Consider the following 19,434-nt stretch of genomic DNA (forward strand, 5'->3'; position numbering starts at 1 on the left):
CGGCTCGACATTCACGTCACCAGCCTATGCGCGTCTGTCGGAGCCGAGCAATTGAGCGATGCTCGACAGCGAGCCAGAGCACGACCGACCCCCAACTGAAGGCGCTGGTCACAGAGGCATGGCAGCACCGTTGCCGATGAATAACAGTGCGGTCGGACCGCCCCCGCAAAGCGTAGACAACACCCGTTGTCAACATTATCGTGAATTTCACCGTCACTTCAGCGAGGAATTGATGACCGCGAGACCCACCTCCATCCGATCGCAGATACCCGAGGACGCTCCCCTCGGACCCGACTCTTTGACATGGAAGTACTTCGGCGATCTGCGCACCGGCCTGCTCGGGGTGTGGATCGGCGCGGTGCAGAACATGTACCCCGAACTCGGCGCGGGCGTCGAGGACCATTCGATCCTGCTGCGTGAACCGCTGCAGCGGGTGGCCCGCTCGGTGTATCCGATCATGGGTGTGGTGTACGACGGCGATCGCGCACCGCAGACCGGGGCGCAGATCAAGGGGTACCACGCCACCATCAAGGGCACCGACGCCGAAGGCCGTCGCTACCACGCGCTGAACCCCGACACGTTCTACTGGGCCCACGCAACCTTCTTCATGCTCATCATCAAGACGGCCGAGTACTTCTGCGGCGGGCTGACCGAGGCCGAGAAGCGCCAACTCTTCGATGAGCACGTGCAGTGGTACCGGATGTACGGGATGAGCATGCGGCCGGTCCCCGAGACCTGGGAGGAGTTCACCGAGTACTGGGACAGCAAGTGCCGCGAGGAGTTGGAGATCAACCGCGCGACGCTCGACATCTTCTCCATCCGCATCCCCAAGCCGTGGTTCGTTCTCATGCCGACCCCGGTGTGGGACCAGATCTTCAAGCCGATGGTCGGCGCTCAGCGCTGGATCGCGGCCGGGCTGTTCGACGAGGCGCTGCGCGAGAAGGCGAACATGCGGTGGACCCCCGGTGACGAGGTGCTGCTGCGCTTGCTCGGCAAGTTCGTCGAGTTGCTGTTCGTCGCCGTGCCCGACGAGATTCGGCTGCATCCGCGGGCGCTGGCCGCATACCGGCGGGCCGAGGGCCGCCTCCCCGCCGACGCCCCGCTGGTCGAGGCGCCGGCCTTCATGGCGCCGCCCAGCGACCGCCGCGGCCTGCCAATGCACTACGTTCCGCCGCGCAAATCGCTGCTCGGCCGGGCAGGCTCGCTGGTGCACACGACGTTCTCGTTGGCAGGGCTGCGTCCGGCGCGTGGACGCAGTAGGGCAGCCTGAAGGAATGCTCGAATGGTCTGATGTCGATCTCGCCGTGCGCGATGCCGTCCGTGAATTCGTCGACAAGGAGATCCGCCCGCACGTCGACGCACTGGAAAGCGGCGAGATGGAGCCGTACCCGATCGTCCGCAAGCTTTTCGCGGCGTTCGGCATCGCCGACATGGCCCGCGACTCGCTGAACAAGCGCCTGGCGCGATTGCGCAACAGCGGTGAATCGTCGGACAAGCCGTCGGGCGGCGGGATGTTCGGCGACGGCGCAGGCGGCATGGGGTTCGTCGTCATCAGTGAGCTGTGCCGGGTGTCGATGGGCGTCGTCACCGGAATGGGCGTCAGCCTCGGCCTGACGGTGCCCACCATCATGAGCCGCGGCACACTGGCTCAGCAGGAGCGCTGGCTGCCCGACCTGGTCACCTATGACAAGGTCGGCGCCTGGGCGATCACCGAGCCGGATTCGGGCTCGGATGCGTTCGGCGGCATGAAATCCTACGTCGTGCGTGACGGAGAGGACTACCTGCTCAACGGCCAGAAGACGTTCATCACCAACGGGCCCGACGCCGACGTGGTGGTCGCATACGCCAAGCTCGACGAACCGGGGGTCGAGAAGCGCGACCGCAAGGTGCTGACGTTCGTGCTGGACCGCGGCATGGAGGGCTTCGTGCAGTCGAAACCGTTCCGCAAGATGGGCATTCACAGCTCGCGTACCGGCGAGTTGTTCTTCAACAACGTGCGGTTGGGTCGCGACCGCCTGCTCGGAGAGACCGAGGACGGGTCCGCGGGAGACGGGCGGGCCAGCGCGCGGTCGAACTTCTCCGCCGAGCGCATCGGCGTCGCGGCGATGTCGCTGGGCGTCATCGAGGAGTGCCTGCGGCTGTCGGTCGAGTACGCCAAGAGCCGCAAGTTGTGGGGCCAGGAGATCGGGCAGTTCCAGTTGATCCAGCTCAAGCTGGCCAACATGGAGGTCGCCCGGATGAACGTGCGCAACATCCTGTTTCGCGTCATCGAGGCGGCACAGACCGGTACGGCGATCTCGCTGCCGGAGGCCTCGGCCATCAAGTGGTACTGCTCGCAGGCCGCCACCGACGTCGCGATGGAGGCCGTTCAGCTGTTCGGCGGCAACGGCTACATGACCGAGTACCGCGTCGAGCAGTTGGCGCGCGACGCGAAGTCGCTGATGATCTACGCCGGCAGCAACGAAGTGCAGATCACCCACGTGGCACGCGGTCTGCTCAGCGGATAGATGCGCCGACTGTAACGTCAGGGCGCGATTTGCCTCGATTCCGCGCCACCACGTTGCACTCGCGCCGCGCGTGCGCTCTGGTAGAGGCAGATCGCCGCGGCCGAGGCGACGTTGAGGCTCTCGGCGCTGCCCGGCATGGGAATCCGGATGCGATGAGTCGCCGACGCGGCCAACTCGGTAGGCAGGCCGTGCGCCTCGGGGCCGAACAGCCACGCCGTCGGCGCGGCCAGCTGTGCGTCGTCGAGCGAGATCTCGCCGTCGACAGCTGTGGCCAGCAGCTGCAACCCGGCCGCGCTCAGCGCCGCCACAGCGGCTGCCGAGTCCGGTTCGGACACAACGGGAATGGTGAAGATACTGCCGGCCGAAGCGCGCAGGCACTTGCCGTTGTACGGGTCCACGCTGTGCCCGGCGAACACCACCGCGTCGGCGCCCATCGCGTCGGCGATGCGGATCAGCGTGCCGGCATTTCCGGGTTCGGAGATCTCCACCGCGACCGCGACCAACCGCGGCGCGGCCGCGAGCACGTCGCTCAGCGATGTCTCGGGCAGCGTGCAGACCGCGACCAGGCCGACCGGCGTCACCGTCTCGGACAACGACTTCGCGGCCCGCTCGGTCACCAGGTGCACCGGGACGCCGGTCAGCATCGCACCGAACCGGTCCCACGCGGGTTCGGTCACGAAGACCTCGGAGACCAGTCCGCGCCGCAGCGCTGCCTCGACGAGGTTGGGCCCCTCGGCCAGGAAGCGCGCGGCGCGGCGTCGTCCGGTGTGGCGGTGCAGTTTGACCGCCGCCGCCACCCGGGCGGAGCGTTCGGTGAGCGTCAGGCAGCCTCGCCGGGGCCTGATGTCGCCGGCCTTCCGGCTCCGGCAGGCGCGTTCACGTCCTCGGGCAGCGCACCCTTGGCGACCTCGACCAGCGCGGTGAAGGCGGCCGGGTCACTGACCGCGATCTCGGCGAGGTTCTTGCGGTCCACCTCGACGCCCGCGGCCTTGAGCCCCTGGATCAGCCGGTTGTAGGTGATGTCGTTGGCTCTGGCCGCGGCGTTGATGCGCGAGATCCACAACTTGCGGAACTCGCCCTTGCGGGCACGCCGGTCGCGGTAGGCGTAGTTCAGCGAGTGCAGCTGCTGCTCTTTGGCCTTGCGGTACAGCCGTGAGCGCTGCCCCCGGTAGCCCTTCGAGGCCTTCAGGATGGTGCGCCGCTTCTTCTGGGCGTTGACTGCGCGCTTGACGCGTGCCATGAGAGTGTTCCTATTCGTTCAGGTCGTTCGAGTGGTGAGCTGGCTCAGCCGTTCAGCAGCTTCTTGACGCGGTCCTTGTCGGCGGCCGACACGCCGGTGCGGCCTTCCAGGCGCCGGGTCCGGGTGCTCGGCTTGTGCTCGAACAGGTGACGACGGTTGGCCTTCTGGCGCATGATCTTGCCGGTCCCGGTGCGCCGGAACCGCTTGGCAGCGCCGCTGTGGGTCTTGGCCTTGGGCATGTGTCCTCAGTTCTTCGGTGTGTCGGTCTGTGCTTCGCTGGGCTCAGCGCTCGCGCGCTGTGCAACGGGTGCATCCGCATCGTGCGCCGCCTTGGCGCGGGTCTTCGCGCCGCGGTGCGGAGCCAGCACCATCGTCATGTTGCGGCCGTCCTGCTTGGCCGACGTCTCGACGAAGCCGTAGTCGGCGACGTCGGCGCCCAACCGTTGCAGGAGCCGGTAGCCCAGTTCGGGCCGCGACTGCTCGCGTCCGCGGAACATGATCGTCACCTTGACCTTCGACCCCGCTTGCAGGAAGCGCACCACGTGGCCCTTCTTGGTCTCGTAGTCGTGCGGGTCGATCTTGGGTCGCAGCTTCTGTTCCTTGACGACGGTCTGCTGCTGGTTCTTGCGAGACTCGCGTGCCTTCTGCGCCGTCTCATATTTGAACTTGCCGTAGTCCATGATCTTGCAGACCGGCGGCTTTGCATCCGGGGCAACTTCGACAAGGTCGAGATCGGCATCCGCGGCGACGCGGAGAGCGTCTTCGATGCGCACAATGCCTACCTGCTCGCCACCCGGTCCGATCAACCGGACTTCGGGTACTCGAATGCGCTCGTTGACGCGGGTCTCAGTGCTGATGGGGCCTCCTACTGTTGTCCGTCGAGGAGGCCCACTGCCGTCGGCGCTCTGCTCCAATGAACAGAACGGCCCTGCTCGCAGCAGGGCCCGAAGCCGACCAGGACAGGCACCGAATGCCTGTGACCGGACCGCTGAGCCTTCGGAAACTCCGGTGGCCAACGGTGGGAGCGGGACTCCACTTGCTGTCCCTGGCGGTCGCCGGGACGGTCGCGCATGCCACTCTAGCAGGCATGACCGAGTTTCCCGAATCCCGGCCGACGGTGCGCGAGCTCGCCGAGATCCCTGCCGTCGAGGTGATCACCCGCGCGGCGGTCATGCTGATGAGCGCGGCGGCCGAGAAGCTCGGCCTGTCCGACGACGATCCCGACGACAGCCCCCACCGCGACCTCGACGAGGCACGCCGGCTGATCACCGCGCTCGCCGGTCTCGTCACCGCGTCGGCCGAGTACCTCGGCCTGCACGCCGGCCCGCTGCGTGACGGGCTCAAGTCGCTGCAGCTGGCGTTCCGCGAGGCGAGCGCGGCACCGGATGAACCGGGCAAGGGGCCCGGAGAGAAACACACCGGGCCGGTCTGGTAGTCAGTCGCCACCCATTTGACGGGTGGAGCGAATACTGTCGCGCCCTATGACGGTTGTGAGTCCTGTCGGCATTCGCCGCAGGTCGAGGTACTGGTGGGTGCCCGCGGCAGCGGGGTGGACCGTCGGCGTCATCGCCACGTTGTCGCTGATCGCCAGCATCTCGCCGTTCGTCCGTGCGCTCATCCGGATGCCGCGCGAGTTCGTCAACGACTACATCTTCAACTTCCCCGACACCAGCTTCGCGTGGGCATTCGTGCTGGCGCTGCTGGCCGCCGCGCTGGCGGCGCGCAAACGCATCGCCTGGTGGATCCTGGTCGGCTACATGGTCGCCGCGGTCGGCTGGAACGTAGGCGACCTCCTCACCGGTGACGAGACGGTCGTGCAGGAGATCGGCGAGGTGATCGGCCTCGTCTTCCACATCGCCGCGATCCTGTTCCTGGTGCTGGCCCGCGGCGAGTTCTGGGCCAAGGTGCGCCGCGGCGCGCTGGTGAAGGCGGCCGCCACCCTGGTTGCGGGGATGGCGGTCGGCACGCTCACCGGATGGGGCCTGCTCGAGCTGTTCCCCGGCTCCCTGGCCCGTCCGGACCGGTTCTGGTATGCGCTGAACCGGGTGAGCGCCTTCGCCGGAGCCGACGCCTCGATCTTCTCCGGCCATCCCCATGTCTTGGTCAACGCGTTGCTCGGCCTATTCGGAGCACTGGCGCTGATGGTCGCCGCCATCGTCCTGTTCCAGTCCCAGCGCGCAGACAACGCGCTGACCGGCGAGGACGAATCCGCGATCCGCGGGCTGCTGGAGCTGTACGGCAGGAACGACTCGCTCGGTTACTTCGCCACTCGCAGGGACAAGGCGGTGGTGTTCGCACCCACCGGGAGGGCGGCGATCACCTACCGCGTAGAAGTGGGTGTCTGCCTGGCCAGCGGCGACCCCGTCGGTGACCCCCAGGCATGGCCAGCCGCCATCGACGCGTGGCTGGCGCTGTGTCAGACCTACGGCTGGGCGCCGGGCGTGATGGGTGCCAGTTCGGCCGGTGCCGAGGCGTTCCGCGTGGCCGGGCTCAACGCGCTGCAACTCGGCGACGAGGCGATCCTGCATCCAGACACCTTCCGGTTGTCGGGCCCCGACATGCGTGCCGTGCGCCAGGCCGTCACCCGGGCCCGGCGCGCAGGTGCGAGCGTGCGCATCCGCAGGCACCGCGAACTCGGCGCCGACGAGATGGCCCGGGTGATCGAGCGCGCCGACGCCTGGCGCGACACCGACGACGAACGTGGCTTCTCCATGGCGCTGGGCCGGCTCGGCGACCCCGCCGACGGGGACTGCCTGCTGGTCGAGGCGGTGCAGAACGAGCAGACGGTTGCCATGCTCTCGTTGGTGCCGTGGGGCGCCAGCGGCGTCTCGCTGGATCTGATGCGACGGTCCCCGGGGTCACCCAACGGCATGGTCGAACTCATGGTCAGCGAGTTGTGCATGCAGGCCGAGACCATCGGTGTCGCCCGCATCTCGCTCAACTTCGCGATGTTCCGGTCGGCATTCGAGCAGGGCGCCCAGCTCGGCGCCGGTCCGGTCGCCCGGCTGTGGCGCAGCCTGCTGGTGTTCTTCTCGCGCTGGTGGCAGCTCGAGACGCTGTACCGCTCGAACATGAAATACCAGCCGCAGTGGGTACCGCGCTATGCCTGCTATGAGGACGCGCGCCTCGTCCCGCGGGTCGGCGTGGCGTCGGTGATCGCCGAAGGCTTTCTCGTGCTGCCGTTTTCGCGGCGCCACGAACAGCCGCACACGGGACACCACATCGCGGTCCCGCAGGACGTGGTCGCGACCGGGCTGCTGCATCACGACGGCACGGCGCCCGATGTCGCCGGTTTGCAGGCCGGCCTGTCGGATGGCGATGAGCTGGCGCGGCTGCCCGAACAGGTCCGGGTGCGGATGGCCAAGCTGAAGTCCCTGCAGGACAGCGGAATCGACGCCTACCCGGTCGGCGAGCGGCCCTCCCACACCATCGCCGAAGCGATCGACGCCGCCGACGACACCGCGGTGACGGTCGCAGGCCGGATCCTGCGCATCCGCGACTACGGCGGTGTGCTGTTCGCGCAGTTGCGCGACTGGTCTGGCGAAGTGCAGTTGCTGCTGGACAATTCGCTTCTTCGGGCGGGTACGACGGCCGAATTCACCCGAGCCATCGATCTCGGAGACCTCGTTCAGGTGTCGGGCACCGTTGGCTACAGCAAGAAGGGCACCCGCTCGCTGCTGGTGCATGGATGGCGCCTGATCGGCAAGTGCCTGCGACCGCTGCCCGACAAGTGGAAGGGGCTCACCGATCAGGAAGCCCGGGTCCGCGCTCGCTATATCGACCTGGCGATCAACACCGAGGCCCGTGACCTGATCCGCGCCCGCAGCGGTGTGCTGCACGCGATCCGCGAGACGTTGGTGGGCAAGGGTTTTCTCGAGGTCGAGACGCCCATCCTGCAGCAGATCCACGGCGGCGCCAACGCTCGGCCGTTCCAGACCCACATCAACGCCTACGATCTCGACCTCTATCTGCGCATCGCCCCGGAGCTGTACCTCAAGCGGCTGTGTGTGGGCGGAGTGGAACGGGTCTTCGAGCTGGGTCGCGCATTCCGCAACGAAGGTGTGGATTTCAGCCACAACCCGGAGTTCACGCTGCTGGAGGCCTACCAGGCGCACGCCGACTACAACGTCTGGATCGACGGGTGCCGCGAGCTGATCCAGAACGCCGCGCAGGCGGCCAACGGCGCGCAGGTCTTCCTTCGTCCGGGTGCCGACGGCACGCTGCAACCGGTGGACATCTCCGGTGAATGGACGGTCAAGACCGTGCACGGCGCCGTGTCGGAGGCGCTCGGCGAACAGATCGCACCGGACACGGAGTTGGCGACACTGCGCAAGCTGTGCGACGCCGCCGACATCCCCTACCTGACGCACTGGGACGCCGGCGCGGTGGTGTTGGAGCTCTACGAACGCCTGGTCGAGGACCGCACCCAGGAGCCGACGTTCTACAAGGATTTCCCCACCTCCGTCTCGCCGTTGACGCGGCCTCACCGCAGCATCGCCGGCATCGCCGAGCGATGGGACCTGGTGGCGTGGGGAGTCGAGTTGGGCACTGCCTACAGCGAATTGACCGATCCGGTCGAACAGCGCAGGCGGCTGCAGGAGCAGTCGCTGCTCGCGGCAGGCGGTGACCCCGAGGCGATGGAACTCGACGAAGATTTCCTGCAGGCCATGGAGTACGCAATGCCGCCCACCGGTGGCCTCGGCATGGGCGTCGACCGGGTCGTCATGCTCATCACCGGGCGCAGCATCCGCGAGACGCTGCCCTTCCCGTTGGCCAAACCGCGTTAGCGCGCGTGGTGCACAGCCTTCATCGCAGCACAGCGCGGGGGTACCGTGAGCGACATGCCGGACGAATCGACTCCCGAGCCGGAGCCCGCCGTCGAAGCCGAGGTCGTTGAGCCCAAGCCCGAAGCCACCACCCCTGTCGAGCCCGTCGACACCGGGTACACACCCGGCGGTGTGCCGACATTCGACTCGGTGCGCGAGAAGATCGAGACCCGGTACGGCACCGCGATCGGCGCGGCGGAGCTTGCCGAGGAGACGCCGGAAGGCCGTAGCGTCGCCGAGCAATACGACGAACGACAGCGTGCCGCCGCCGAGCGGCTGGAGCAGATTCGCGCGCAGATGCGAAAGCAGTCCGGCGACTCTCGGTAGTTCATCGGTCCTTGCTTCGTTTCGTCGGTCGCCGCAGGTACGGTTCGCAGGCGATGCGCAGCTTTTCGGTCGACCAACGCCGTGCCCGACTCGCCCGTCGGCACTTCCTGTCCGAGTCCGCGCCCTCGGTGCGCGACGTCGTGGCCACCGTTGTGGGCCTGCACGCCACCGATCCCGCCACGCCCTACCTGTCGCTGTGGGCTCGCGTGCCGCAATTCACGGTGGCGGAGCTGGATTCGTTGATGTACCGGCAGCGCACGCTGGTCAAGCACCTCGCGATGCGCCGCACCCTGTGGACGGTGCGCGACGAGGACCTGCCGATGATCCAGGCCGCCGCCAGCGACCGCGTCGCCGACAATGAGCGCCGCCGACTCGTCGCCGACGCGGTGCGCGCAGGGCTCTGCACCGACGGTGAGGCCTGGCTCGCAGGCGCCCGCGCGGCGGTGCTGCGACATCTCAGCGAAGAAGGTCCGGCCAACGCGACGGAACTCCGTGCCGCAATCCCCGAGCTCGCCGGCACCTACGACCCTGCGCCCGGTAAGCGGTGGGGTGGTCCGACACCGATCGGGCCGAGGGTCCTCACTGTGATGGCGGTATGCGGGGACATCGTGCGCGGGCCGAACGACGGTGGGTGGACGGCGTCGCGGCCGCGATGGGTCGCCGCCGCGCAATGGTTGACCCCGGCCGACCCCGTCGATGGGGACATGGCACGGGCCGACGGGGTGCGCCGGTGGCTGCGGACGTTCGGCCCGGCGACGCTGACCGACGTGAAGTGGTGGTTCGGCACCACGTTGACCTGGGCGCGGAAGGCGCTGCGCGACATCGGCGCCGTCGAGGTCGATCTCGACGGCACCCCCGGCTTCGTCCTGCCCGACGACCTCGACGACGAGCCGTCGCCGGGAAACTGGTGCGCGCTGCTTCCGGGGCTCGACGTCACCACGATGGGCTGGTTCGACCGGGACTGGTATCTCGGCGGGCACCGCAGTCACGTGTTCGACACCAACGGCAACGGCGGTCCGACCGCATGGTGTGACGGCCGGATCGTCGGCGCCTGGAGGCAGGACGACCGCGGGCGCGTCGAGGTGCGGCTGATCGAGGACGTCGGCCACGCCGCTCGGGAGGCCCTGCAGCGCCGCGCCGACGAACTGACCGAGTGGCTCGACGGTGTGCGGATCAGCCCGCGGTTCCCGTCGCCTCTCTCGAAGCGTCGTGTCTAGGCGCTGACCTTGCCGCGCTTGCGGCCGTTGGCCTTCCGCCGCGGCACGCCCAGCGCTTCGGCGAGAAAGTGTCCCGTGTAGCTGTCGGGGTTGAGCGCGACGTCCTCCGGGGTGCCGGTCGCGACTACCGTGCCGCCCCCGGCACCGCCGTCGGGGCCCATGTCGACGATCCAGTCCGACGTCTTGATCACGTCGAGGTTGTGCTCGATGACGATCACCGTGTTGCCCTTGTCCACCAGACCGTTGATCACCTTGAGCAGCTTGCGGATGTCCTCGAAGTGCAGACCGGTTGTGGGCTCGTCGAGGATGTAGACGGTGCGGCCCGTCGAGCGCTTCTGCAGTTCGGAGGCCAGCTTCACCCGCTGTGCCTCACCGCCGGACAGCGTCGGCGCGGGCTGGCCCAGGCGCACGTAGCCCAGGCCGACGTCGACGAGCGTCTTGAGGTAGCGGTGGATCGAGGTTATCGGCGCGAAGAACTCCGCCGCCTCCTCGATCGACATGTCGAGCACCTCGGCGATGGTCTTGCCCTTGTAGTGCACCTCGAGCGTCTCCCGGTTGTACCGCGCGCCCTGGCACACTTCACACGGCACATACACGTCGGGCAGGAAATTCATCTCGATCTTGATGGTGCCGTCGCCCGAACACGCCTCGCAGCGGCCGCCTTTGACGTTGAACGAGAACCGGCCCGGCTGATAGCCGCGCACCTTCGCCTCGGTGGTCGCGGCGAACAACGTCCGGATCTTGTCGAACACACCGGTGTAGGTGGCCGGGTTCGACCGCGGCGTCCTGCCGATGGGCGACTGGTCGACGCGCACCAGCTTGTCGAGCTTGTCCAGGCCGGTGACCCGCGTGTGCCGGCCGGGCACCTGGCGGGCGCCGTTGAGTTTGTTGGCCATCACCGCGGCCAGGATGTCGTTGACCAGCGTCGATTTGCCTGAACCCGACACGCCGGTGACCGACGTCAGCACGCCCAGCGGGAACGTGACGTCGATCTCTCGCAGGTTGTGCTCCCTGGCGCCGACGACAGTGACCTGCCGCTTCTTGTCGACCGGGCGCCGGATCGCCGGGACCTCGATTTCCTCCTTGCCCGAAAGATAAGCGCCGGTAAGGGATTCCGGATTCTTGAGCAGCTCCTCGTAAGGGCCGCTGTGGACGATCTGCCCGCCGTGTTCCCCGGCCGCCGGGCCGATGTCGACCACCCAGTCGGCATGGGCGATGGTGTCGAGGTCGTGCTCGACGACGATCAGCGTGTTGCCCAGATCCCGCAACCGCACGAGCGTGTCGATGAGCCTGCGGTTGTCGCGCTGGTGCAGGCCGATCGAGGGTTCGTCGAGCACATAGAGCACGCCGACCAGCCCGGAGCCGATCTGCGTGGCCAGCCGGATCCGTTGTGCCTCACCGCCGGAGAGCGTCGCCGCGGCCCGCGACAACGACAGGTAATCGAGGCCGACGTCGAGTAGGAAGCCCAGCCGCGACTGGATCTCCTTCAGCACCTGACCGGCGATGGCCTGCTCGCGTGGGCCCAGCGTCAGCGCGTTGAGGAACTGTGAGCAGTCCGCTATCGACAACTCGGCGACTTCGGCGATGGACCGCGGCCCGAACTCCCCCGCCGTCAACGTCACCGCCAGGATCTCGGGCTTGAGGCGCGAGCCCTCGCACTCGGGGCAGGGCACGTCCCGCATGAAGCCCTCGTAGCGCTCCTTCATCTGCTCGGAGTCGGTCTGCTCCATGCGGCGCTGCAGGAACGCCATGACACCTTCGAAATCGGCGTAGTACGAACGCGTTCGGCCGTAGCGGTTCTTGTACCGCACGTGCACCTGTTCGTCGCAGCCCTCGAGAATCGCCTTGCGCGCCTTGGCAGGCAACTTCTTCCACGGCGTGTTGACGTCGAACCCGAGCTGGTCGCCGAGCCCGGCCAGCATCCGAGTGAAGTAGTCCGCGGTCTGCCCCATCGACCACGGCGCGATGGCGCCCTCGGCCAACGTCAGCTCGGGATCGGGCACGACCAGCTCGGGGTCGACCTCCTTGCGGACACCCAGCCCCAGGCACTCGGGGCAGGCGCCGTAGGGCGAGTTGAACGAGAACGACCGCGGCTCGAGGTCGTCGACGGCAAGCGGGTGACCGTTCGGGCAGGCCAGCTTCTCGGAGAACCGCTGCTCCCGGTGCGGATGGTCGTCCTCGCGATCGACGAACTCGAGCACCACGATGCCGTCGGCGAGGTTCAGCGCCGTCTCGATCGAGTCGGTCAACCGCTGCTTGGCACTGGCCTTCACGGTGAGCCGGTCCACGACGACCTCGATGTCGTGCTTCTCCTGCTTCTTGAGCTTGGGCGGATCGGTCAGCGGATGCACCACGCCGTCGACCCGGACGCGGCTGTAGCCCTGCGTGTTCAACTTGTCGAACAGGTCGACGAACTCGCCCTTGCGGGTGCGCACCACCGGGGCGAGCACCTGGAACCGCAGGCCCTCGTCCATCGCCAGCACCTGGTCGACGATCTGCTGGGGGGTCTGGCGGGCGATGCGCTGCCCGCAGACCGGGCAGTGCGGGGTGCCGGCGCGCGCGTAGAGCAGGCGCAGGTAGTCGTACACCTCGGTGATGGTGCCGACCGTCGAGCGCGGGTTGCGGTTCGTCGATTTCTGGTCGATGGACACCGCAGGCGACAGACCCTCGATGAAGTCGACGTCCGGCTTGTCCATCTGCCCGAGGAACTGGCGCGCGTACGCCGACAGCGACTCGACGTAGCGTCGCTGGCCCTCGGCGAAGATCGTGTCGAAGGCCAACGACGACTTGCCCGATCCCGACAGTCCGGTGAAGACGATCAGCGCGTCGCGCGGAAGTTCAAGATCAACGCTTCGCAGGTTGTGCTCCCGCGCACCCTTGACGACAAGGCGGTCAGCCACGCCCACCCTCTTTCACAAGATCAAGTCCTGCCTCAGGACAGAGTTGAAACCCATGCTATGTGCCGTGTCCGACAACTCCGGGGCCACGCCCCAGCCGAGCCGGATACGGTGAGCACATGACCGTCGTCCAGGACAACTACACCGGCCATGTCGACCCCGGGACCGCGGCTCGGCGCACGCTTCCGGGTGCATCGGTCGTGAAGGTCTCGGTGGGACCGATGGACAACAACGCCTACCTGATCACCTGTTCCCGAACGGGCGAGACACTACTCATCGACGCCGCCAACGACGTGCCCGTCCTACTCGAGCTAATCGAGAAATGTGCACCGAAGCTCTCGCTGATCGTCACCAGCCACCAGCACTTCGACCACGTTCAGGCGCTCGAGGAGATCGCGAAGGCGACCGGTGCGCCGACAGCCGCGCACCGACTGGACGCCGAGGCTCTGCCGGTCCAGCCCGACCGGGTCCTGGAACACGGCGACACGATCAAGATCGGCGAGCTGACGTTCGACGTGATTCACCTGCAGGGCCACACGCCCGGCTCGGTTGCGCTCGCGCTGGACGGGGCCGACGAGGCGACCCACCTGTTCACCGGCGACTGCCTCTTCCCGGGCGGTCCTGGACGTACAACACACCCGAACGATTTCGACTCGCTGATGAGCGGCCTTGAAACCAAGGTATTCGGCCGCTTTGACGACGCCACGGTCGTCTACCCCGGCCACGGCGACGACACCACCCTTGGCGCCGAGCGTCCATACCTTGCCGAGTGGCGCGATCGCGGCTGGTAGCCGTCGAGCGCGCCGACATATGCGCGCGCTGCGACATATGTCGGTATCCAGCATTTGCACTGTTCACGACATATGTACGACTTCCCTTGCAGCCCTTGGCAATTCGTAATCCGTGGGGTTAGCTTCGGTGCATGACACCTACCGATGCGATCCTCGCGGACCTCGACGCCGACGGCGTGCTCACCGGCTTGCCGGCCGACGACGCCGAGCTCCTGGTCGCCGCGCTGAGTTACGACGTCTGCCTGCGGAGCGATCCGGCCCGTTCGATGAGGTCCCGCGCCGCGGCGGTGCGTGCCGGCCGGTGGCCGTGCGAGGACCGCTCCGGCGTGGCCCAGGCGCTCGACGCCGCCGCGGCCCTGCTGGACGTGCTGTGAGCGGGCCGGCGCCACGACCGTTCCCGCCGGCGTGGGCTGGCCTGGTCGACGCCTACCTAGCGGCTGAGCGCGGCGCGGGCCGGTCGCCGGCCACCATCGCCACCCGGCGCGGGCACCTGGCCTTCATGGCGCGCGGGCTCCGCTGCGGACCGGCGCGGGTCACCACGGCCGGGATCCTGGCGTGGTTCGGCCGGCAGACGTGGAGCATCGAAACCCGGCGCAGTCACCGCAACACGGCCGTGTCGTTCTTCGGGTGGGCGCATCGCGCCGGCCACCTGTCGACGAACCCGGCCGCGGACCTGCCGGTGATGCGCGCCGCGGCGCCGGCGCCGCGGCCAGCCCCCGACACAGCATGGTCCGCCGCGATCGCCGGCGCGGATCGGCGGGTGCGGCTGATGCTGCGGCTTGCCGCCGAGGCGGGCCTACGGCGCGCCGAGATAGCCCGCGTGCATCGTCGCGACCTGACGTGTGGGCCGGCCGGCGCCGAGCTCCTAGTCCACGGCAAGGGCGGAAAGCTGCGCGTCGTCCCGATCGGCGACGACCTGGCCGTCGCGATCGCCGGCGCCGACGGGTTCCTGTTCCCAGGCGACGAGGACGGTCACCTGTCGCCGCGATGGGTCGGCAAGCTGATGGCCGGCGCACTTCCCGACCACTGGACCGCCCACACGCTGCGCCACAGGTTCGCCACCAGGGCGTACCGCGGGAGCCGCAACCTGCGCGCGGTACAAACCCTGCTCGGCCATTCCAGCGTTGCGACTACCGAGCGTTACACCGCGGTCGACGACGATGAAACACGGGCTGCGATGCTCGCCGCTCAGTAGGCTCACAGTCCATGCGGGGGAGTCTTGTGGCGTTGGCCGGTCTGTTGATCGTGCTCGCCGGGTGCGGTGACCAGGACAGCGGCAGTGAGCCGAGCACCAGGGCCACGTCGGCGATCACGGCGCCCGACCCCGGCACCGCGCGAATACCGCCGATGCCAATTCCGTCGTCGGGCGCACCGGCATCGCCGCCACCAGCCGCCGCGCCGGCCGGCTGCGATGACGCGCCCGCCAAGATCGTCGGCATCATCAACGCCACCACAGACAACGCGGTCAGGTCAGTTCGAGCCGGCGCGGGCCCGAGCCCGTAGATACTTCTGTCGCGCCGGCGTCGCTGCCGTGCGGATCGTGAGCATGGTCTGATAACCGCGCTGCCAGCACTTCGCCAGCGCCAGCGACTTCCCGCGGTACGGGTTCATGTCGCCGATTTCGGCGTTCTGGCCGGCCCGCAGCGCCGCTACGGCGTCCTCGCGGAACGTCACCCGGCAAGCATGAGTTCACGCGGGCCCGCAGCTGCGGATCCCACGCCGACGCCGGTGCTACAGGATGACGGCTTCTCGGGCACCCGTCCGGCGCCCATACGGTCGCGCCGGCCGGACGCAGCTGACTCCCCACAGCGCCAGCGACACCGCGATCAGCGCCGACGAACCCGGTGCCTTGCGGTCCCAGCCGAACGCCTGCCCGCCCAGCATCGGCCGCTGCTTCGCCGAGAGCACACCGCGCGACAGTTCGACCTGCCCGCGGTGCGCCAGCGCGCCGTCGGCGACAGCATCGACGAACTGGCCCGCAGCGATCGCGACCTCACGGTGCCCGACCAGCGTCGGACGTACCCGCGGGCCGGCCCAGTCGAGTTCGGCCAGCGCGCCGCGCTCGTCGACGACCACGGCGCGCACCCGCGGCCCGATATGCGCGGCGACCCATCCGGGTAGCCACGTCACACCCGGCCCGGTCTCGTACCACTCGACATGCAGCCGGCCATCCGCGCGCCGGCCGGCCACACACACCGTCGCCGCGTCCCGCGACGGCCCAGCATCCACGCCGATCGCGACGTCCGCCACCGGCACCGAGCCCGATTCGGTGAGCGCTTCCCACACCGCGGCGTCGAACACCGCATCACCGGCAGCGCGCGGCACCCACATCGACAGGCGCTCAGCGCGGAACGTGTCCGGCGGCAACACCGCGCGGTCGTCGACGATGGCCTGCAACGGAACCCGGCCGGTCGCCACGGCCGGATTCGTGCGGGTCCACACCGCCTGGTCGTCGATGTCATCGCCCCACTCGGCGCACCACTCCCACCACGCCAGCCGCGGATTCAGACCGTCGTGCGCCGACTGGCGCATCGACGAGAACGCCTCGGAGTCGTGCATCGGCCCCGGCGCCGTCCCGAAGAACAACGACTGTGCGTGTGGGCGGCTGTAGACGGTGGGTTGCAGCGCGCCGACCTCCGCGGCGGGCAAGTCTTCGGCTTCGTCGACGATCAGCCGGTCGATCGTCAGGCCGCGGCCGGCCGACGCCGACCGGGTGGTGAACGCGATCCGCGCGCCGGTGTCCAGTTCGACGTACTCCGCGCCAATCATCTGCGAATGCCGGCGCACCCGGCGCGCAAGATCTTCGTCGGACTGAATCACTTCCCACAGTCGGCGAAACGCGTCGCTGCTGGTCTTCACAGCGTGCGCGGTGTGCAGGATCTGCTCGTCGAGTTCGTAGAGCCCGAACAGTTCCAACGCCAACAGAATCTGGCCCTTGCCGGACTGGCGGGCCACCACAACCCCGGCCTGCGACACCGACCACGTACCGCCGGACTCGCGCAGGATGCCGCGCACAATGTCGGCCTGCCACGGATCCAACGGGACACCGTAGGCGGCAGCAAGTTCGACGCAATCCCGGCCGGTCGCCTCGTTGCCGTCGGGCACCCGCGAGAACGTCGGCGCCGTCGCCCTCGCCCTGTTCCTGGCGCTCATCGCGCCGCGCGACGGCGCCGGCGGGCCGCGATTTCGTCGAGTTTCGACACACCAGCCGGGGGCGCCGCCTTGCCCAGCGCCGCGACGACGATCCGGTACTCACGCGACGCCGACACAACGTCACGCGGCGACGTCTGCGGATCGTCGATGATGCCAGCCAGCCGGTCGCGCAACGCCTCCAACCGGCCGCGATCGGTCTTCGGTTTCGGCTTCCTGTTTGCTCGGGTCACTTGGGGCTCCAGATGTTTACCTATGCCGGGGGGCGTCGCGCGGATCGGTGCTGATGGGTACCGCCCCCTGGTCTGTGTTGTGGCTGGTCAGGGCGGTTCATCCGAGTACGCCTGAGTTGCGGCCGATGGTGCCGTCGGGTTGGTTGCTGCGGCGTTCGTTGCATTGCTTGTGGGCGGGCCTTAGCTGGTCGTGGCCGTGGTCGTCGCCGCCGCGGCTGGTGGGGGTCTGGTGGTCGACGACGAAGGACCAGGGGTCGGGCCAAGGCACTGTGAGGTCGATGGGTTGGCCACAGAAGCAGCAGGGTTCGCCGGCGCGGACGCGGTGGGCGATGCGCTTGCGTGCTCGGTCGCGGATGGCTTTGGTGGCGAACGGCATGGGGTCAGTTCTGCTCGTCGTCGCGATCGTCGTCGCCGCTCGGTCCCCACGCCCTGCTCGTCTCGAATGTGCAGCCGGGTCGCGGGTTGTGGATGCCGTTGCATCGGGTGCAGTGTTGGCCGTCGGGTGCGTGCTCTTGGTTGGTGGTCATGTCTGCTCGGTCCAGGTCTGTAGGGGCTTGCGGTCTCGGCCGGATGCGGTGGCTGTGAAGTAGCGCCGCGGCGGTGGTGCTGTCTTACCTGGCGGGTAGAGTCCGACGTCGGCCCATTTGGCTTCGGTGTCGTTGAGCCCGTCGGGCTTGGCTCTGTTGTCCCACTCCTCTTGCGTGTAGGGCGGATAGCCTATTTCGCATGGGACTGCGTACTTTTCGCTGAACTTTGCGCGGAGTTGTTCGGCGTCGCGAGTGACGCGGTTTGACAGGTAGAGCGCTTCGAGTAGCGCTGTACCCGCGCGCCAGCACGGAAGCTGGTCGGGGTTGTCGGGTGGTCGTTGGTGGCGCACGACGTTGAAGGCGCGGACGCGGCCAATGACGACGTCGTACTGCTGGTAGTAGCTGGCTTGTTCTTCGATCCACGGAACGCGGGCGTCGATGAAGCCGTCTTTTTCGGGGATTCCGAGGGTGCCGTGCCGGCCGAGGTTGGCGATCCGTTGGTATTCGTCGGCGGCGTAGTAGTGGGTGGCTGATGCGAGTTGGATGTCGACGGCTTGCATGACGTAGATGCCGCAGCTGCATCCGGGGTGCGGCGGTGTGTGCTGCGGGTTGTGGCGGCAGACGGCGTGGTTGACGCCGCGGCCCCACACTGTCTGGTCTTTCGGGTTGACATTGCGCAGGTCTCTCCGCTGGCCGAGCCGCGCGGGAAGGTGCCAGTAGCGCCATGCGGTGAGTGTGTCGATGACGGGTTCGTCTTCGGCGCTGTTGGTGGTCACGTCCTGGTCCTCGTCGTCGTCTGGGTGCCTCGCGGCGGCGCTGCCGGTCGACCGGGAACTCGATGGCGCGCCGGCCGCGAGGCCGTCTGTGGCCTGGCTACCAGGACTTGACGAGCCTGTCCTTGCTCCGCTGCTCGTCCTCGCGTTGGGCGGCTGCGCGGTCCGCTTGGAACTGCGCGACCCGTTCCATGTATTCGCCGAGCGTCGCGAGCCGCAGCGGCAAACCGAACTTCGCCAGTTCCCACACGTCGAGGTCGCCTGCCGGCTTGAGTTCGTATGCCGGCTCGAGGTCGTCATGGCTGGCGGGCGTGAGGATCAGCGGCGCGGTTCGCGGGCCGCTGCGGATGCCGGCGACCATCCCCAACATGTTGAATCCGTGGGTTGCTGCTTCCCAAGCCACTACGGCGGCTTGGACTTTGTGTAGGTGGTGCATGGTTTCGCCGCCGGTCTTGATGGCGCGGTCGGTGTCGGTGACGTTCAGATGCGGTACCGCTTCCGCCGCGGCGTACAGGTCGGCCGCATACGGTTCGAGCGCGTCCGCCCACCCGGTCAGAACCTCGTCCGCATGGTCGCAGAGCGCCGCAGCTAGCAGCTGGTTGACGTGGGTACGCGCGGCCTGTTCGATCCCCGACGAGGCGAGCACGCGGGACGTGAGTAGGCGTTGAACAGCCTTGTCGGTGTGCGGGTCGCGGCCCTGTTCGAGCGCGCTGATCGCCGCGTTCGTCAGCTGGCCCGCTGAAGCCTTGGCGATCGGGGAGACGGCGCCGGCGAGGGCGTCGGCCCGGTCGAGGGCGTCGAGATAGGCGGCTGGCAGCGGGGCGCCGAGCGTTTCGGCTGTCTGGGCGACGGTCCGCGCGTGGGTTTGCGCCGTGATTAGGTGTTGCATGGTTGGTTTCCTCTCGGGCGTGGGTGATTCATGGATGGATGGTGCTGCGGGTTAGTC

Annotated in this window: 22 protein-coding genes; 10 read left to right on the plus strand and 12 right to left on the minus strand. The window is 68.2% G+C overall.

Annotated features, from left to right (window positions below; genetic code table 11):
* Positions 1-232: 232 nt before the first annotated feature.
* Positions 233-1,270 carry an oxygenase MpaB family protein gene (locus K3G64_RS21180; RefSeq protein WP_238887063.1) on the plus strand — a complete coding sequence of 346 codons (1,038 nt, stop codon included), beginning with the start codon at positions 233-235 and terminating at the stop codon, positions 1,268-1,270.
* Positions 1,271-1,274: 4 nt separating this feature from the next.
* Positions 1,275-2,507, plus strand: coding sequence for an acyl-CoA dehydrogenase family protein (locus K3G64_RS21185; RefSeq protein WP_238887064.1), 1,233 nt, complete (start codon positions 1,275-1,277; stop codon positions 2,505-2,507).
* Between the two features lie 17 nt (positions 2,508-2,524).
* Here K3G64_RS21185 and K3G64_RS21190 read toward each other — a convergent pair whose 3' ends face one another.
* From K3G64_RS21190 to infC, 4 genes are read right to left on the minus strand one after another with little or no spacing between them, the layout of a single operon-like run.
* Entirely contained in the window at positions 2,525-3,331 is an 807-nt protein-coding gene (locus tag K3G64_RS21190) for a TrmH family RNA methyltransferase (RefSeq protein ID WP_370647241.1), read from the minus strand.
* Entirely contained in the window at positions 3,328-3,747 is a 420-nt protein-coding gene (rplT, locus tag K3G64_RS21195; protein ID WP_238887066.1) for a 50S ribosomal protein L20, read from the minus strand. The genes K3G64_RS21190 and rplT overlap by 4 nt, the downstream gene beginning before the upstream one ends.
* Positions 3,748-3,791: 44 nt before the next feature.
* Positions 3,792-3,986 carry a 50S ribosomal protein L35 gene (rpmI, locus tag K3G64_RS21200; protein ID WP_238887067.1) on the minus strand — a complete coding sequence of 65 codons (195 nt, stop codon included), beginning with the start codon at positions 3,984-3,986 and terminating at the stop codon, positions 3,792-3,794.
* Positions 3,987-3,992: 6 nt separating this feature from the next.
* Positions 3,993-4,604, minus strand: a complete 612-nt coding sequence (infC, locus tag K3G64_RS21205) for a translation initiation factor IF-3 (RefSeq protein ID WP_238950901.1) — start codon at positions 4,602-4,604, stop codon at positions 3,993-3,995.
* A 230-nt stretch (positions 4,605-4,834) separates the two neighbouring features.
* Between infC and K3G64_RS21210 the strand changes: the two genes are divergently transcribed.
* The 4 genes from K3G64_RS21210 to K3G64_RS21225 are packed head-to-tail and all read left to right on the plus strand — an operon-like array spanning position 4,835 to position 10,117.
* Positions 4,835-5,182 carry a DUF1844 domain-containing protein gene (locus K3G64_RS21210; RefSeq protein WP_238887068.1) on the plus strand — a complete coding sequence of 116 codons (348 nt, stop codon included), beginning with the start codon at positions 4,835-4,837 and terminating at the stop codon, positions 5,180-5,182.
* A gap of 46 nt (positions 5,183-5,228) precedes the next feature.
* Entirely contained in the window at positions 5,229-8,534 is a 3,306-nt protein-coding gene (gene lysX / locus K3G64_RS21215) for a bifunctional lysylphosphatidylglycerol synthetase/lysine--tRNA ligase LysX (RefSeq protein ID WP_238887069.1), read from the plus strand.
* Positions 8,535-8,588: 54 nt separating this feature from the next.
* Positions 8,589-8,900 (plus strand): PspA/IM30 family protein, encoded by a 312-nt coding sequence (locus tag K3G64_RS21220; protein ID WP_238887070.1) that lies wholly within the window; start codon positions 8,589-8,591, stop codon positions 8,898-8,900.
* Between the two features lie 53 nt (positions 8,901-8,953).
* Positions 8,954-10,117 (plus strand): winged helix DNA-binding domain-containing protein, encoded by a 1,164-nt coding sequence (locus tag K3G64_RS21225; protein ID WP_238887071.1) that lies wholly within the window; start codon positions 8,954-8,956, stop codon positions 10,115-10,117.
* Here K3G64_RS21225 and uvrA read toward each other — a convergent pair.
* Positions 10,114-13,017, minus strand: a complete 2,904-nt coding sequence (uvrA, locus tag K3G64_RS21230; RefSeq protein WP_238887072.1) for an excinuclease ABC subunit UvrA — start codon at positions 13,015-13,017, stop codon at positions 10,114-10,116. The genes K3G64_RS21225 and uvrA overlap by 4 nt on opposite strands.
* A gap of 116 nt (positions 13,018-13,133) precedes the next feature.
* Between uvrA and K3G64_RS21235 the strand changes: the two genes are divergently transcribed.
* From K3G64_RS21235 to K3G64_RS21250, 4 genes are all read left to right on the plus strand, one after another.
* A complete protein-coding gene (locus K3G64_RS21235) occupies positions 13,134-13,805 on the plus strand; it encodes an MBL fold metallo-hydrolase (RefSeq protein ID WP_238887073.1) in 672 nt (223 codons plus the stop codon).
* A gap of 131 nt (positions 13,806-13,936) precedes the next feature.
* Complete coding sequence (locus K3G64_RS21240) at positions 13,937-14,179, plus strand: hypothetical protein (protein WP_238887074.1); 243 nt, start codon at positions 13,937-13,939, stop codon at positions 14,177-14,179.
* Positions 14,176-15,000 carry a tyrosine-type recombinase/integrase gene (locus K3G64_RS21245; protein WP_238887075.1) on the plus strand — a complete coding sequence of 275 codons (825 nt, stop codon included), beginning with the start codon at positions 14,176-14,178 and terminating at the stop codon, positions 14,998-15,000. Before K3G64_RS21240 ends, K3G64_RS21245 begins: the two co-directional genes overlap by 4 nt.
* 11 nt (positions 15,001-15,011) lie before the next feature.
* Positions 15,012-15,308 carry a hypothetical protein gene (locus K3G64_RS21250; RefSeq protein WP_238887076.1) on the plus strand — a complete coding sequence of 99 codons (297 nt, stop codon included), beginning with the start codon at positions 15,012-15,014 and terminating at the stop codon, positions 15,306-15,308.
* Here the strand turns inward: K3G64_RS21250 and K3G64_RS21255 are convergent.
* From K3G64_RS21255 to K3G64_RS21285, 7 genes are all read right to left on the minus strand, one after another.
* Positions 15,276-15,479 (minus strand): ribosome modulation factor, encoded by a 204-nt coding sequence (locus K3G64_RS21255; RefSeq protein ID WP_238887077.1) that lies wholly within the window; start codon positions 15,477-15,479, stop codon positions 15,276-15,278. The two genes, K3G64_RS21250 and K3G64_RS21255, sit on opposite strands and share 33 nt — an antisense overlap.
* Before the next feature lie 57 nt (positions 15,480-15,536).
* Positions 15,537-16,958, minus strand: a complete 1,422-nt coding sequence (locus K3G64_RS21260) for a hypothetical protein (RefSeq protein WP_238887078.1) — start codon at positions 16,956-16,958, stop codon at positions 15,537-15,539.
* Positions 16,955-17,188, minus strand: a complete 234-nt coding sequence (locus tag K3G64_RS21265; RefSeq protein WP_238887079.1) for a hypothetical protein — start codon at positions 17,186-17,188, stop codon at positions 16,955-16,957. The genes K3G64_RS21260 and K3G64_RS21265 overlap by 4 nt, the downstream gene beginning before the upstream one ends.
* Positions 17,189-17,285: 97 nt before the next feature.
* Positions 17,286-17,564 carry an HNH endonuclease gene (locus tag K3G64_RS21270; protein WP_238887080.1) on the minus strand — a complete coding sequence of 93 codons (279 nt, stop codon included), beginning with the start codon at positions 17,562-17,564 and terminating at the stop codon, positions 17,286-17,288.
* A gap of 4 nt (positions 17,565-17,568) precedes the next feature.
* On the minus strand, positions 17,569-17,715 hold the full coding sequence (locus tag K3G64_RS21275; RefSeq protein ID WP_238887081.1) for a hypothetical protein: 147 nt from the start codon (positions 17,713-17,715) through the stop codon (positions 17,569-17,571).
* Positions 17,712-18,491: a hypothetical protein gene (locus tag K3G64_RS21280; RefSeq protein ID WP_238887082.1), complete on the minus strand. Its 780-nt coding sequence runs from the start codon at positions 18,489-18,491 to the stop codon at positions 17,712-17,714. The genes K3G64_RS21275 and K3G64_RS21280 overlap by 4 nt, the downstream gene beginning before the upstream one ends.
* A gap of 97 nt (positions 18,492-18,588) precedes the next feature.
* The gene (locus K3G64_RS21285; RefSeq protein WP_238887083.1) at positions 18,589-19,377 is read right to left on the minus strand and encodes an aldehyde dehydrogenase; all 789 of its coding nucleotides are present in this window, start codon (positions 19,375-19,377) and stop codon (positions 18,589-18,591) included.
* Between the last annotated feature and the right edge of the window lie 57 nt (positions 19,378-19,434).

This window comes from Mycobacterium sp. IDR2000157661 (assembly GCF_022317005.1).
Taxonomy (GTDB): Bacteria; Actinomycetota; Actinomycetes; order Mycobacteriales; family Mycobacteriaceae; genus Mycobacterium.